Raw genomic sequence first — 14,412 nt, forward strand, 5'->3', positions numbered from 1 at the left:
GTGCTGTCGTGGTTACTGTGATGTGTCACGATGCCCCCTGCCCGACCCCGGGTCGGCTGTCCGTTATCGCCCCCGCGCTCCCGTGCGGCGGCCACCGTCGGTCACTCGGCCGACGCGCGGGCGGCATGCTGCAGCGCCGAGCGGACATCGGTGACCTCCATCACCTTCATCTGCTCCGGCCCGGCGCCGGTGGACTGCGGGCCGCAGCCGGGCGGGACGAGCGCGACGCGGAAACCAAGCCGGGCGGCCTCGGCGAGCCGCCGCGGCACCGCGCCCACCCGGCGGACCTCGCCGGTCAGGCCGACCTCGCCGATCGCCACCAGGTGCGGCGCGATGGCCAGGTTGAGCCCGCCGGAGGCGACCGCGAGGGCGACCGCGAGGTCGGCGGCCGGCTCGACCACCCGGATGCCGCCCACGGTGGCCGCGAAGACCTCCCGGTCGTGGAGGGTGAGCCGCTCGGTGCGTCGCTGGAGCACCGCCAGCACCATCGCGAGCCGGGCCGAGTCGAGCCCGGAGACCGTGCGCCGGGGCGAGCCGGCCACCGTCGCGCCGATCAGCGCCTGCACCTCGGTGACCAGGGCCCGACGCCCCTCCATCGCCACTGTGACGCAGGTGCCCGGCACCGGCTCGGAGTAGCGGGTGAGGAAGAGCCCGGAGGGGTCGGCCAGGCTGGTGATGCCCCCCTCGTGCATCTCGAAGCAGCCGACCTCGTCGGCGGCGCCGAAGCGGTTCTTGACCCCGCGCACCATCCGCAGCGAGGAGTGCTTGTCGCCCTCGAAGTGCAGCACCACGTCGACCAGGTGCTCCAGCACCCGGGGACCGGCCACCTGCCCGTCCTTGGTGACGTGACCGACCAGCACGGTGGCGATGCCGCGCTCCTTGGCGACCGACACGAGAGCGGCGGTGACCGCGCGGACCTGGGTCACCCCACCGGGCACCCCTTCGGTGCCGGTGGTGGAGATGGTCTGCACCGAGTCGAGCACCAGCAGCCCCGGCTTGACCGCGTCGAGGTGGCCGAGGACGGCGGCCAGGTCGCTCTCGGCGGCCAGGTAGAGCTGGTCGTGCAGGGTGCCCATCCGCTCGGCCCGCAGGCGGACCTGGCTGACCGACTCCTCACCGCTGACCACGAGCGAGGGGCTGCCGGCTCCGGCGGCCCACTGCTGGGCCACGTCGAGCAGCAGGGTGGACTTGCCGACGCCCGGCTCGCCGGCGAGCAGCACCACCGCGCCCGGCACGAGGCCGCCGCCGAGGACTCGGTCGAGCTCGCTCACGCCGGTCGGGCGGGCCCGGGCCGGCGCGGCGCTGATCGTGGCGATCGGTCGGGCCGGCTCGGCCGGCATCCGCGAGCTGACCACCCGGCCGGAGACCGTCGGGCCGGTGATCGTCGACTCGACCACCGAGCCCCACTCGCCGCATTCCGGGCAGCGCCCCACCCACTTGGGCGGTTGGTGCCCGCAGGCGTCGCATTCGTAGGCAGGCCGGGGCTCGCGGGCGGAGGCACGGCCCCGCGAACCGGTCGCCGCGCCGCCGCGCGGGGAGGTGGATCGGGAGGTGGTCACAACCGGACGCTAGCCGTGTCGTACGACGAAAACGAAGACACCGCCGGCGTGGTGGTCGCCACGCCGGCGGTGTCGTCGAGATCGGGGTGGGTCAGCCGCCGTGGCCGGCGCCGCCCTCGTCGGTGTCCTCGTGGCCGCCCTCGCGCTCGATGATCGGGGTGGGACGGGGGCCCGGGGTGAACGGCACCGCGATCGGGGCCGGCCCGGTGACCGTGTTGCCGTCGCCGAAGTCGAAGGTCACGAAGACGTTCTGGCCGGAGAGCAGCGCCTCGTTCAGGCCGACCAGCTCGAGCACGCGGCCGGACTGCTCGTTCAGCTGGATGTAGCTGAGCGGCGCGATCTCGAACCGGGCCGGCTTGCCGGCGGGGGCCGACGCCGACGGGCTGGCCGAGGCGCTCGGCGAGGCCGAGCCGCTGGGGGACGCCGACCCGCTCGGGGTCGCCGACTCGGAGTCGGACGGGCTGGCGGACGCCGACTCCGACGGGCTCGCGGACGCGGACGGGCTGGCCGAGGCGCCGGTGCTGGTGAGGACGACCGAGCGGGCGTCCTGGGTGGTGACGGTGACCGTGACCGGGTTGCGCGTGTCGTTGTAGATCACCGCGTTGAGCTTGGCGTTCTCGCCCGCCCGGTAACCCTCCACGCCGGGGAAGTCCACCAGCAGGCCACGCACCGCGAGCAGGCCGTTCGCGGTCGAGAGGTTGACGCCCTGGACCGACGGCTCCTTGCCGGCGGTCTCGGAGATCTGCCCCGCGCCGCACCCGGACAGCAGCAGGCTGGTCGCCGCCGCCACCCCGGACAGCAGCAGGGCCGCCCGCCGGGAACCCCTGATCGAGCGCGTCACGTCGGTCCTCCTCGTCACGATCACACCCGGTTGCGTACGCCGGGCACGGTGGCCATGCCCGCGCAGACCGCGCTCCAGGGTAGTTGGGGCTGATCGAGGCCCGCACGCCGACCCGGGGATGCCACCTCGGGGGGTGACGCTCAGACCACCCGACCGCTCGTGACCAGCAGGACCACGTCGATGAGCGCCACCAGCATCACGGCACGGAAGGCGCTCACCGGCCGCCGTCCGGCCCGGACCGCGGCGCGGCCGCCGTACCAGCCGACGAGGGGCGCCACGACGGCGGCCAGCACCGCGGTGAGCCCCACCCCCGACGGCGGCCCCGGCGGGCCGAAGACCAGGGTGCCGGTCGCCGCCAGCAGCAGCCCGGCGGCGGCGACCCGGCTGCCGGTCGCGCCCAGCCGGTGCGGCAGGCCGCGGACCCCGGTCCGGGCGTCGTCGGCGAGGTCCGGCAGGACGTTGGCGAAGTGTGCCCCGGCGCCGAGGAGGGCGCCGGCGGCGATCAGCCAGACCGGCGGCGCCGGCGCGCCGGGGAGGGCCAGCACCACGAAGGCGGGCAGCGCGCCGAAGGAGACGGCGTAGGGCAGCACCGACAGCGGGGTGGACTTCAGCGGCCAGTCGTAGAGCAGCGCGGAGGCCAGCGCGAGCGTCAGGGCGGCCGCCGCCCACGGGTTCGTGAGCAGGGCCAGCGCCGGGGTGGCGAGCGCGGCCACCGCCGCCGACCAGGCCACCGTGCGGCGGCCGACCGCGCCGCCCGGGATCGGTTTCTCGGTACGCCCCACCGCGGCGTCCCGCCCGGCGTCGACCGCGTCGTTGGTCCAGCCCGTGGCGAGCTGGCTGGCCAGCACCGACAGCGCCACGGCGGCGGTCCCGGCGGGCCGGTGACCGACGCCGACGGCCAGCAGACCGGCCACCGTGGTCACTGCTGCGGTCGGTTCGGGATGGCTCGCCCTGACCAGCCCTAACACCGTTGTCGACATAAGGGAAGTCTGGTCGTTACCGGGGAGTCATGCCACGCTCAGTCCCATGCGAGACGTGGCTCCGGCGCCCACCCGGGGGCGGGTGCTGCCGCGCAACGATCCGCGGCAGTACGACGACCTGGCCGGCGAGTGGTGGCGGCCGGACGGTGTGTTCGCGATGCTGCACTGGCTCGCCGAGGCGCGGGCCGCCCTGGTGCCGCCCGCCGACCGTCCCGACGCGCTGCTGGTGGACCTCGGCTGCGGCGCCGGCCTGCTCGCGCCGCACCTGGCGGGCCGGGGCTACCGGCACGTCGGTGTCGACCTGACCCGTTCGGCGTTGGTCCAGGCCGCCGAGCACGGCGTCAAGCCGGTCAACGGCGACGCCACGGCGGTGCCGCTCGCCGACGGCTGCGCGGACGTGGTGGCCGCGGGCGAGCTGCTGGAGCACGTGCCCGACTGGCGGCGGGTGGTGGCCGAGGCGTGTCGGCTGCTCCGCCCGGGTGGCCTGCTGGTGCTGGACACCCTCAACGACACCCTGCTGAGCCGGATCGTCGCGGTCCACCTCGGTGAGCGGCTGCCGACGGTGCCGAAGGGCATCCACGACCCACGGTTGTTCGTGGACGACCGTGAGCTGATCGCCGAGTGCGCCCGCCACGGTGTCGCGCTGCGGGTGCGCGGCGTACGTCCCGAGGTGGGCGGTCTGCTCGGCTGGTTGCTGCGGCGGGTCCGTGGGGCGCAGGCCCCGGCCGGCCGTGCGCCGCGCATCGTGCCGACCCGCTCGGCCGCGGTGCTGTACCAGGGCTGGGGGGTCCGGAAAGGATAGTCACGACCGGCGGGGGTATGGGGACGCCGAGAAGGGGGCGGATATGACGGTGCACGCGCTGGAGGCGGCCCGCCGGTTGGCGCCGCGTTTCGCCGCCCGGGCGGCGGAGCACGACCGGGACGGCTCCTTCCCGGTCGAGGATTTCCAGGATCTGCGGGAGGCCGGCCTGTTCGGCCTGATGGTCCCCCGCGAACGGGGCGGTTTGGGTGCGACCTTCGCCGAGTACGCGGCGGTCGCCACCGAGCTGGCCCGGGGCAATGGCGCGACCGCGCTGGTGTTCAACATGCACGCCTCGGTCACCGGCGCCCTGGGCGCGGTCACCGAGGAGTTGGCGGAGGCGCTGGGCGTGCCGGACGAGTCCCTGGCCGCCCGCGACCGGCTGCTCACCGCCGCCGCTCAGGGCTCCTGGTACGCGGTGGCGATGAGCGAGCGGGGCGCGGGCGCCCGGCTGTCCCAGCTCAGCACGGTCTACGAGCCGGTCGACGGCGGCTGGCACCTCAAGGGCAGCAAGACGTTCTGCTCCGGCGCCGGGCACGCCGACGGCTACCTGGTGGCGGCGCGCAGCGCCGGTGACCAGTCGGTGGTCTCGCAGTTCCTGGTGCCGGCCGGCGCCGGCCTCACCGTCGAGCCGACCTGGGACTCGCTCGGCATGCGGGCGACCGCGTCACACGACCTGCACCTGGACGTGACGGTTCCGGGTGACCGTCTGCTCGGCGGGGTGGAGGGCCTGGCCCTGGTGGTCGCCCAGCTCATGCCGCACTGGCTGGTGGCGAGCTACGCCGCGGTCTACGTGGGCGTGGCGCGGGCGGCGATCGACGCGGCCGCCGAGCACCTGAACGCGCGCAACCTGGCCGGCCTGCCGGCGGTCCGGGCCCGGCTGGGCCGCGCCGACGCGGCGGTGGCCGCGGCCGACCTGGCGGTCCGCGAGGCGGCCCGGCGGGTGGACGAGGCGCCGGGCGACGCGGAGACGAACCGCTGGGTGTGGCGCGCCAAGCTGCTCGCCGGCACCACCGCCGCCGAGGTGGCCGCGTCGGTGCTGGAGGCGGCGGGCACTTCGGCCACCCGCCGCGGGCACCCGCTGGAGCGGCTCTACCGCGACGCCCGGTGCGGCTCGCTGCACCCGGCCACCTCGGACGTGTGCGCCGACTGGCTCGGAATCGCGGCGCTGGGCGGTGACCCGGACCGGGACGGGTCGGCGCCTCGTTGGTGAGCGTGGGGCCGCCCGGGTTCGTCCCGGGGTCGGGGAGGGGCTCCGGTAAAGGGCAGCGTTCGGACGAGAGGTGGGATCGTGTCCGTACCGGTGATCGCGGGCCTGGGGACGGCGCAGCCGCCCTCCGCCGCGCAGGACGAGTTGTGGGCCGGCTACTTCTCCCGGCATTTCTCCGGCACCACCCGGTCGCTGGCGGAGCGCATCTTCGCCAACTCGGGGGTCAGCCGTCGGCAGGCGGCGGTCAACCCTCTGTTGGAGGACGTCTCCGACTGGCCGACGGAGCGGCGGATGCGGCGCTATCTCGTCGAGGCGTTGCCGCTGGGCAAGGAGGCGGTCGGCCGGGCGCTGACGGCGGCCGGTCTGGACGCCGCCGACATCGGTCTGTTCGTCGTCTGTTCGTGCACCGGGTACGCCACCCCGGGGCTGGACATCCTGCTCGCCCGGGACCTCGGCATGGCCCCGGACACCCAGCGGATGTTCGTCGGGCACATGGGCTGCTACGCCGCGCTGCCCGGGCTCGGCGCGGTCAGCGACTTCGTGACCGCCCGGGGCCGCCCGGCTCTGCTGCTCTGCGCCGAGTTGACCAGCCTGCACATCCAGCCGGCGACGGCCCGGGTGGACACGCAACAGATCGTCTCGCACGCGCTCTTCTCGGACGCGGCGGTCGCGGCCGTGGTGCTCCCCGACGGCCCGGGTTACGCGCTGCGCGAGGTCACCTCGGTCACCGACACCTCCACGGCCGACCACATGACCTGGGACGTCACCGACGCGGGTTTCCGGATGGGCCTGTCGCCGAAGGTGCCCCAGGTGCTCTCCACCCATGTCCGGGGTCTGGTCGACGACCTCCTCGCCCGGCACGGCAGCACGGTGGCCGACGTGGACGGTTGGGCCGTCCACCCGGGCGGTCCGCGGATCCTCAACGTGGTGGAGCGGGAGCTGGCGTTACCACCCGAGGCGTTGGCGGCGTCCCGGGCGACGCTCGACGAGCACGGCAACTGCTCGTCCCCGACGGTGCTGCTGATCCTGGACCGGCTGCGCCGGGCCGCCACCGCGCCGGAGCGGATCCTCATGCTCGCCTTCGGGCCGGGTCTCACCCTCTACGCCGTACTGCTCGATCGACAGGGGTGATCGGGCGGGCGTCCGACGATTAGGCTGATGTCCGTGAGCGGCGGGCGCGACGCGAGCGGCGAGGCGGGTGACCGGCCGAGGGCCGCGATCCTGGCCGGCGCGACCGTGCTCGCCCTGGTCATGGGTGGCTGGTGGTGGCAGGCGAGCGCGCCGGTGACCGGCCCGGGCGTGCCCGAGTCGTCGGTGGAGCGGTCCGCGCGGCTCGTGCCGACCGACCCCGACGGCGGTGCGGTGTTCCACGTCGACCCCTCCACCGGCACGGCCTCGCGGGTCGATCGGGGGCCGGTCGGAGCCCCGGGCGAGGTGGGCGGGCGCCGGCGGGGCGCGGATGCTGTCGAGGCCGAGCTGCCCCACCTGCCGAAGACCCACTGGCGTGAGCGGACGGCGCTCAGCCCGCAGCGGGGTGTGACCCGGCAGGCCCACACCTCGGCCGGCGCCAGCTACGAGCTCCAGTACTTCTGCGTCGGCCCGGGTGAGTTGCGGATCACGGTCTACGGATCACGGTCCGGTGGCCAGGACCAGTTCCAGGTGGCCTGTGACGGCTCGTTCAACGGGGTCACCCTGGTGGGCTCCGGCGATCCGCTCCGGATCTCGCTGACGACGGCCGACGACCGGTCGGTCCGGGTCGAGGCGCAGCTCGTCGCGCTCGCCTGACCGCCACGGCCGGGGCGGCAGGGCGCGAAAGCGGATCCCGGCGCGGCCGGCTCAGGCGGCGAGGCGGGTCAGGTCGGCGCGGTACGTCTCGACCGGGCCGAGATCCGGCACCACGCTCACCACCACACCGGCGCGGTCGACCAGCACCGCGGCGAGGCGGTTCGGGCGTGCCGGCAGCCGCAGGAAGGTGCGCAGGCCGTCGGTGGGGTCGCCGAGCGCGCGTACGGCCTTCGCGCCGGGCGGCACGGTGACGGGTGCGGTGGGCCCATGGGCGACGGTGACCACGGTGACGCTCGCCGGTGCGGCGCCGGCCGCCTCGGCCACCCGCCCGGGGCAGCCGCAGCCGTCGACGAGAAGGATCATGGCGGGCAGCAGGCCGCGCAGCGGGACCGGTGACTGCCCTCCGTCGACCAGGTCCAGCGCGGGCAGGGGCCGGCCGATCACGGTGGCCGGCGGGTTGTGGGGGGCCGGGGCGGGGCGGTCGGCCGAGCGGGTCGTGCGGGGCCAGGTCACGGCCACCAGGCCGGCGAGCGTGGTGAGCACCGCCACCAGGAGGACGACCAGCGGCAGCCCGAGGGTCGGGCGTCCGGCGCCGCGGCGGGCGGCCCGGCGCAGCTCCCGGCGCACCTGTGCGGCCTCTCCGGCGAGCGCGGAGGGGTCGTCGGGTATGACCACCCGACCCCACTCCGGCGGCAGGTCGGGCAGGCCCTCGGGCGGCCCGTGGCCCTCTGCGTCCGGCGTGCCCATCGGACCCCCTGGAAGCGCCTCGAAGAGCGGACAGCGGCTCGCGTTCAAGCCTCCCGTACTGGGGGCTGCTCCCGCTACACCTGGGCGCGTGAGCTGCCAACGGGATACCATGGGGGGAGCGCGTAGCCCTTGATCTCGGCGCTCCGTTCACCCGTATCGGGATGTCATCCCGACGTCACGGAGCGTGTTCGACTCATCGGTTTGGCTGCCTGTCAAGTCGAAGAAATACCTCTCACAGGGCCCCTGAGCTGCGCCAACGGTCAGGACAGCGGTGAGACATCGGTGCCTGAGCGTGTTACCCTAGACACAGCGAAAGGGGTTTCGAACCTATGGTTTTCAGTGTCGGCGAGACCGTTGTTTACCCCCACCACGGGGCCGCACTCATCGAGGCAATCGAGACTCGGGTCATCAAGGGCGAGGAGAAGCAGTATCTCGTCCTGAGGGTCGCGCAGGGTGACCTGACGGTCCGGGTGCCTGCTGAGAACGCCGAGATCGTGGGTGTGCGCGAGGTGGTCGGCGAGGAGGGCCTGGGCAAGGTCTTCGACGTTCTCCGGGCTCCGCACACCGAGGAGCCGACCAACTGGTCGCGGCGTTACAAGGCAAATCTGGAGAAGCTGGCCTCCGGTAACCCGCTGAAGGTGGCCGAGGTCGTGCGTGACCTGTGGCGGCGGGAGCGGGAGCGGGGTCTCTCCGCGGGCGAGAAGCGGATGCTCGCCAAGGCCCGTGACATCCTCGTCGGCGAGGTCGCGCTGGCGGAGAAGAGCACCAAGGACGAGGCGGAGACGCTGCTCGACAAGGTCCTGACCGAGGCCTAGCCCGCACGGCACCGACGTACCCAATTCGTAGCGAACAGATCCGAGGACCGCGACGTGACCGCGCAGCTCAATCCGCGCGGTGACGTCGCGGTCCTCGTGCCTGCGGCGGGTGCGGGCGTACGGCTCGGCCCCGGCCGGCCGAAGGCCCTGCGCCTGCTCGGCGGCGAACCCCTGCTCGTGCACGCGGTGCGCCGGCTGGCCGCCGCCGGGTCGGTGCACACGATCGTGGTGGCCGCGCCGGCCGCCGAGGTGGCGGGGGTCCGGGAGTTGCTGACCCCGGTCGCCCCGGTGACGGTCGTGGCCGGTGGGGCGGAGCGGCAGGCGTCCGTGGCCCTCGCGTTGGCTGCGGTGCCGCCCGGTCCGGAGATCATCCTGGTGCACGACGCCGCCCGGGCGCTGACCCCACCGGAGCTGGTCGAGTCCGTCGCGGCGGCGGTCCGCGAGGGCCGGCACGCGGTGATCCCGGTGCTTCCGGTGGTCGACACGATCAAGGAGGTCGGCGCCGAGGAGATGGTGCTCGGCACCGTCGACCGTTCCGCCCTGCGGGCGGTGCAGACCCCGCAGGGGTTCCGCCGCTCGGTGCTCGCCGCCGCGCACGCCGCCGCCGGTGACGCCCTCACCGACGACGCCGGCCTGGTGGAGAAGCAGGGCGTTCCGGTCTTCTGCGTGCCCGGTTCGGAGTATGCACTCAAGATCACGCGCCCGTTCGACCTGGCCCTGGCCGAGCATCTGCTGGCCGCCGCCGACCGAGGCCGTACCCTCTGATCATGATCGTTCCCCGCGTCGCCATCGGCACCGACGTGCACGCGTTCGAGGCCGGCCGCCCCTGCTGGGTCGCCGGCCTGCTCTGGCCCGACCAGGACGGCCTGGCCGGGCACTCCGACGCCGACGTGGCCGCCCACGCGGCCTGCAACGCGCTGCTCTCCGCCGCCGGGCTCGGCGACCTCGGCGCCAACTTCGGTGTCGACCAGCCGGAGTGGGCGGGCGCCTCCGGGGTGGCGCTGCTCGGTGAGAGCGCCCGGCGGGTGCGCGCCGCCGGCCTGGTGATCGGCAACGTCTCCGTGCAGGTGGTCGGCAACCGGCCCAAGATCGGGCCGCGCCGCGAGGAGGCGCAGCGGGTGCTGAGTGAGGCCGTGGGCGCGCCGGTCACGGTCACCGCCGCCACCACCGACGGGCTCGGCTTCACCGGCCGCGGTGAAGGGCTCGCGGGCATCGCCGTGGCTCTGGTGTACGAGGCTCCGGCCGGCGGGCCCACCACCGGCTAATCCACGTCGGTGCAGACGTTGTGCGTCGTACCGTGCAGCATCGTGATGGTCTTGTCGAACGTCGGGGTGAACCTGACGATGAACTGACCGTCGACGATCCACAGCCCGCGAGGCAGGGATCCCGCGTTCTCGCGGAAGCCGAGCAGCACCGGGCCGGTGACGTACCAGGTCATCGAGCCGTCCGTGGCGTACTCGACCAGTGAGGTGCCGCTGGCGTCCGCCGTGCTGGTCGCCCCGGTCTCGAGGTTCGTCACCCTGTTGATCAGCGCCCCGGTGTACAGCTCCCGTCGGGGTGAACCGTCCGGATACTCGGCCAGCACCAGCTTGCGTACCTCGTCGACGATCGGCTCGACCCGCGCGGCGAAGTCGCAGCGCGTCCCGGCGGCCACCTCGAACGGGGGCTGTGGCGCCGGCACCCATCCGCCGTGCCCGGCCCCACCGCCCGTCGCGGCGGTGGCGGGCGTCGCCACACCCGCCACGAGCACGGCCGTCAGGGCCGCTCCGACCTTCAGTCGCCAGCTCATAGGCACTCCGCCTCCTCGATGATCAGGTCTGACCGGACCAGGATCGTCGTCCCCGCTCACCACGTCCTGACCGCTCGGCGGCGGCAGCGCGCGCCGGACCGGGCCGGTCAGCTCCTCCCCGGACCGGAACCTCACCGCACGGTCACCGGGCCGCCGTGACCGTGCGGCGGACCCGAGCCGGCGGAGTCCCCCGTGGGCAGACTGTCGGGCATGGACTTCCGACTGCTCGGGACCTTCGAAGCGCGCCACGACGGCCAGCCCGTCGAGATCGACAGTCGCCGCCAGGAGCGGTGCATCCTCGCCGTCCTCCTGCTCGACGCCGGTCGCCTGGTCAGCACCGACCGCCTCATCGAGCTGCTGTGGAGTGGACGACCGCCCGGCTCGGCCCGGAGCGTCGTGCACACCTACGTCGGCCGGTTGCGGCCGTCCCTGGCCCCGTACGGGGTCCGGATCATCACCAGGGGAGACGGTTACCTGGTGGAGCCGGACGGACACCACGTCGACGTGCAGGAGTTCCGGCGTCTCGCCCTGGCGGCGGGCACGACCACGGATCCCGCCGAGCGGGTCCGGCTGCTCGACCGGGCTCTGGCTCTCTGGCGCGGGCCGCTGCTCGCCGACACCGCCGACGATCAGCTACGGGAACGGCTGCAGGGGCCGATCGAGGAGCTGCGGCTCACCGGCCTCGAACTGCGGGCGGAGGCCCAGTTGGCGCTGGGGCGTCACGCCCTGGTCGTCAGCGAGCTCACCCCGCTGGTGGACCGCTACCCGACCCGGGAACAGCTCGTCGCCATCCTGATGACCGCCCTGTACCGGGCGTCCCGTCAGGCGGACGCGCTGCTGCTGTACCGGACGACCCGGCGGCTGCTCGTCGACGAACTCGGGATCGAGCCGGGACCGAAGCTGCGCGAGGTGCACCGGGGCATCCTCCGGGACGACCATCGGCTGGACCGGCCCGGCCGGCCGGTCCACGAGGTGCGGCTGCACGGTGAGGAGCTGCCGTGGACCGTCGGTGGGCATCCGGCGCTGGACTTCTGCAACACCTTCGCCGGCTGGGGCCATGAGCCGCCGCTGCCCGGATCGGAGTGGCTGCGCGGTTACCGCACCCTGGCGGTGTGGACCGGGTACGTCGGGCTGACCGACGACTCGGCGGTGCACCGACTGATCGACCTGGCCCGGCACGACCCGGGAACGGCCGAGGCGGTCCTTGACGCGGTCCGCGGACTGCGCAGCCGGCTCTACGCCTGTCTGACCGACCCCGATGACCGGTCGGCGTTCGACGCGGTCGCCCGGTCCGCACGGGACGCCGCGAAGGCGCACGTGCTGCGCCGGGAGCCGGACGGGCGGGGACGGTGGTGGCCGGACCTCGCGGCCGGGTTGTGGCTGCCGCTGCACGCCGTGGCGTGGCGCGCCGCCGAGCTGCTGGTCGATCCGCGCCGGCTGACCGTCCGGGCTTGCCGGGACGAGCGCTGCGGCTGGCTCTTCCTCGACGACAACGGCCTGCGTCGCTGGTGCAGCCTCGCAACCTGTGGCCGATCGGTCGGCGCCGTCGCGTGTGGAACCGGCTAGGCTCGCCGCGATGTCCAGCGACGCCGCCCCCGAGCAGTCCTCCGCCGACGGCTACCTCCAGCGCGCCCAGCTCCTCGCCGAACTCGGCCGGTACGACGAGGCCGCCGCCGAGGTCGCGTACGCGGTCGCCCTGGAACCGGGCAACGCGGCCGCGCTCACCCTGCTGGCCCGGGTCCACCTGGCCGCGGGTCGGGCGACCGAGGCGCTCACCGCCACCGACGGCGCCCTGGCCGCGGCCCCGGGCAGCGTGCCGGCCCTGGTCGTGCGCGGCATGGCCCTGGCCGACCTGGAGCGTTACGCCGAGTCGGCCCGCGCCGCCGACGAGATCCTGGCGCTCGGCCCGAACGACGCGTACGCGCAGAGCAGCGCCGCGGCGATCCTGGCCGGCTCCCGCAACGGCCAGACCGCGCTCAACGCGGCCTGGCGGGGGGTGGAGCTGGCGCCGGAGGAGCCGCAGGCGCACCTGGTCCTCGGGCTGGTCGCCGCCAACATGCAGATGTTCGACCTCGCCGAGCGGGCCTACCGGGAGGCGCTGCGGCTCGATCCGCAGCTCGCCGAGGCGCAGCACGACATCGGTGTGATCCGGCTGGAGCAGCGCCGCTGGAGCGAGGCGCTGGAGCATCTCGCCGACGCCGCCACGGTGGCACCCGGCCGGGTGGACTCCGGTCGGACGATCTCCGCCGCCGTCCGGCAGCTCGTCGTCTACGCGGCGGGCTGGTCGATGATCACGGCGGTGCTGATCGCCTGCCTCGCGGCGGGCAACGGCGCTCTGTCCCGCTTCGTGGCGGTCTTCGCGGCCGCGGGTGGGGCGCTGGTGGCCTGGCGGTTCGCCGCGAGGCTGCCCGGGCCGTCCCGCACCGTCCTGCCCAGCCTGCTCCGCGCCGACCGTTCGTTGGCGCTGGCGGTCTACGCGGCAGCCGCCGCGCCGGTGCTCATCCTGCTGTACGCGCTGGTCGGCAGCCCGTGGCCGCTGGTGCTCGCCATCGCCGCGGCGGCCGCCGCGGAGCTGGTCGTCTGGTCCCGCACCCCGGTCTGAGCGCATGACCGGGGTGCCGGCGGAGCGCGGCCCGGGGGAGCGCGGTGGTCAGGGGCGGCGGGCCCAGGTCCAGGCGTAGCCCGGGTCCTCGCAGGCGGTGGCGGCGTCGCAGAGGTCGAGCGGACGGAAGGTGTCGACCATGACCGCCAGCTCGTCGAAGAAGTCGACACCGATCGCGCGCTCGGCCGCGCCGGGCTGGGGGCCGTGGGTGAAGCCGGACGGGTGCAGCGAGATGGAGCCCTGCTCGATCCCCGAGCCGCGCCGGGCCTCGTAGTTGCCGCCGGTGTAGAAGAGCATCTCGTCGGAGTCGACGTTGTGGTGGTTGTAGGGCACCGGGATCGCGTCGGGGTGGTAGTCCACCTTGCGCGGCACGAACGAGCAGATCACGAAGTTCGGGCCCTGGAAGGTCTGGTGCACGGGCGGCGGCTGGTGGATGCGACCGGTGATCGGCTCGAAGTCGTGGATGGAGAAGGCCCACGGGTAGAGGTGGCCGTCCCAGCCCACCACGTCGAAGGGGTGGTTGGCGTACACGTGTCGGGTCCAGCCGCGACGGTGCCGGACCAGCACCTCCACGTCCTCCCCGTCGACGAGCAGCGGCGCGTCCGGTCCGCGGACGTCCCGCTCGCAGTAGGGGGAGTGCTCCAGGAACTGGCCGCGCACGGAGAGGTAGCGCTTGGGCGGGCCGATGTGGCCGGACGCCTCGATGGTCAGCAGGCGTACCGGCTGGTCGCCGGTCGGCACCAGGCGGTGGATGGTCGACGTGGGCACGATGACGTAGTCACCGGCGACCGCGTCGAGCACGCCGAAGGTCGACTCGACGCGCAGACTGCCGGCCTCGACGTAGAGGCAGTGGTCGCCGGTGGCGTCGCGGAACAGCGGCGACGGCCGGTCGGCGAGCACGTACGCGATCCGCACGTCGTCGTTGGCGAGCAGGTACTGCCGGCCGAGCACCGGGTCGGCGCCGGCGCCGTCGAGCTTGTGGGTGCGCAGGTGGCGGGGCTTGAGCGGCAGGTTCGGCACCCGGGCGTACGCGGGCGGCGCGAACTCCTCGGCGGCGACGATCGCGGTGGGGGCGTGGCGGTGGTAGAGCAGCGACGAGTCGGACGAGAAGCCCTCCTGGCCCATCAGCTCCTCGGCGTAGAGGCTGCCGTCGGGCTGGCGGAACTGGGTGTGACGCTTGCGCGGCACCTCGCCGACGCTGCGGTAGTACGGCATCTCGCCTCCCGATAGGACCCGGCACCCGGTCAACGCGTCCGATAATCGGACGCTGTTGTCCGTTCCTTGT

Annotated in this window: 15 protein-coding genes; 9 read left to right on the plus strand and 6 right to left on the minus strand. The window is 74.3% G+C overall.

The window, feature by feature from the left end; translation table 11 throughout:
* Positions 1–101: 101 nt before the first annotated feature.
* The 3 genes from radA to ACIBTV_RS00875 form a co-directional block, all read right to left on the minus strand.
* Positions 102–1,559, minus strand: coding sequence for a DNA repair protein RadA (gene radA / locus ACIBTV_RS00865; RefSeq protein ID WP_396701022.1), 1,458 nt, complete (start codon positions 1,557–1,559; stop codon positions 102–104).
* Between the two features lie 91 nt (positions 1,560–1,650).
* Positions 1,651–2,400: a hypothetical protein gene (locus tag ACIBTV_RS00870; protein WP_396701024.1), complete on the minus strand. Its 750-nt coding sequence runs from the start codon at positions 2,398–2,400 to the stop codon at positions 1,651–1,653.
* Between the two features lie 140 nt (positions 2,401–2,540).
* On the minus strand, positions 2,541–3,380 hold the full coding sequence (locus ACIBTV_RS00875; RefSeq protein WP_396701026.1) for a UbiA family prenyltransferase: 840 nt from the start codon (positions 3,378–3,380) through the stop codon (positions 2,541–2,543).
* Between the two features lie 46 nt (positions 3,381–3,426).
* Here ACIBTV_RS00875 and ACIBTV_RS00880 point away from each other — a divergent pair, with 46 nt between their 5' ends.
* From ACIBTV_RS00880 to ACIBTV_RS00895, 4 genes are all read left to right on the plus strand, one after another.
* Entirely contained in the window at positions 3,427–4,182 is a 756-nt protein-coding gene (locus ACIBTV_RS00880) for a methyltransferase domain-containing protein (RefSeq protein WP_396701028.1), read from the plus strand.
* 43 nt (positions 4,183–4,225) lie between these two features.
* Positions 4,226–5,392 (plus strand): acyl-CoA dehydrogenase family protein, encoded by a 1,167-nt coding sequence (locus tag ACIBTV_RS00885; RefSeq protein ID WP_396701030.1) that lies wholly within the window; start codon positions 4,226–4,228, stop codon positions 5,390–5,392.
* Positions 5,393–5,470: 78 nt separating this feature from the next.
* The gene (locus tag ACIBTV_RS00890) at positions 5,471–6,520 is read left to right on the plus strand and encodes a type III polyketide synthase (protein ID WP_396701032.1); all 1,050 of its coding nucleotides are present in this window, start codon (positions 5,471–5,473) and stop codon (positions 6,518–6,520) included.
* Positions 6,521–6,553: 33 nt separating this feature from the next.
* Positions 6,554–7,174, plus strand: coding sequence for a hypothetical protein (locus ACIBTV_RS00895; RefSeq protein WP_396701034.1), 621 nt, complete (start codon positions 6,554–6,556; stop codon positions 7,172–7,174).
* A 51-nt stretch (positions 7,175–7,225) separates the two neighbouring features.
* Here ACIBTV_RS00895 and ACIBTV_RS00900 read toward each other — a convergent pair whose 3' ends face one another.
* On the minus strand, positions 7,226–7,921 hold the full coding sequence (locus ACIBTV_RS00900) for a hypothetical protein (RefSeq protein ID WP_396701036.1): 696 nt from the start codon (positions 7,919–7,921) through the stop codon (positions 7,226–7,228).
* A gap of 329 nt (positions 7,922–8,250) precedes the next feature.
* Here ACIBTV_RS00900 and ACIBTV_RS00905 point away from each other — a divergent pair, with 329 nt between their 5' ends.
* Genes ACIBTV_RS00905 through ispF form a run of 3 tightly spaced genes read left to right on the plus strand, consistent with a single transcriptional unit; the run spans position 8,251 to position 10,001 of the window.
* Positions 8,251–8,736, plus strand: coding sequence for a CarD family transcriptional regulator (locus ACIBTV_RS00905; RefSeq protein ID WP_012015454.1), 486 nt, complete (start codon positions 8,251–8,253; stop codon positions 8,734–8,736).
* 54 nt (positions 8,737–8,790) lie between these two features.
* Positions 8,791–9,501, plus strand: a complete 711-nt coding sequence (gene ispD, locus ACIBTV_RS00910) for a 2-C-methyl-D-erythritol 4-phosphate cytidylyltransferase (RefSeq protein WP_396701039.1) — start codon at positions 8,791–8,793, stop codon at positions 9,499–9,501.
* Positions 9,501–10,001, plus strand: a complete 501-nt coding sequence (gene ispF / locus ACIBTV_RS00915) for a 2-C-methyl-D-erythritol 2,4-cyclodiphosphate synthase (RefSeq protein ID WP_396702015.1) — start codon at positions 9,501–9,503, stop codon at positions 9,999–10,001. Before ispD ends, ispF begins: the two co-directional genes overlap by 1 nt.
* Here the strand turns inward: ispF and ACIBTV_RS00920 are convergent.
* On the minus strand, positions 9,998–10,525 hold the full coding sequence (locus tag ACIBTV_RS00920) for a hypothetical protein (protein WP_396701041.1): 528 nt from the start codon (positions 10,523–10,525) through the stop codon (positions 9,998–10,000). The two genes, ispF and ACIBTV_RS00920, sit on opposite strands and share 4 nt — an antisense overlap.
* A 210-nt stretch (positions 10,526–10,735) precedes the next feature.
* Here ACIBTV_RS00920 and ACIBTV_RS00925 point away from each other — a divergent pair, with 210 nt between their 5' ends.
* Together ACIBTV_RS00925 and ACIBTV_RS00930 are read left to right on the plus strand one after the other, a co-directional pair.
* Positions 10,736–12,091 (plus strand): BTAD domain-containing putative transcriptional regulator, encoded by a 1,356-nt coding sequence (locus tag ACIBTV_RS00925; protein WP_396701043.1) that lies wholly within the window; start codon positions 10,736–10,738, stop codon positions 12,089–12,091.
* Between the two features lie 10 nt (positions 12,092–12,101).
* Positions 12,102–13,127, plus strand: a complete 1,026-nt coding sequence (locus ACIBTV_RS00930; RefSeq protein ID WP_396701044.1) for a tetratricopeptide repeat protein — start codon at positions 12,102–12,104, stop codon at positions 13,125–13,127.
* Positions 13,128–13,175: 48 nt separating this feature from the next.
* Here the strand turns inward: ACIBTV_RS00930 and ACIBTV_RS00935 are convergent, their stop codons facing one another.
* Complete coding sequence (locus tag ACIBTV_RS00935; RefSeq protein ID WP_396701046.1) at positions 13,176–14,342, minus strand: homogentisate 1,2-dioxygenase; 1,167 nt, start codon at positions 14,340–14,342, stop codon at positions 13,176–13,178.
* Positions 14,343–14,412: the final 70 nt, after the last annotated feature.

It is taken from the genome of Micromonospora sp. NPDC049366 (genome assembly GCF_044466625.1).
GTDB lineage: Bacteria > Actinomycetota > Actinomycetes > Mycobacteriales > Micromonosporaceae > Micromonospora.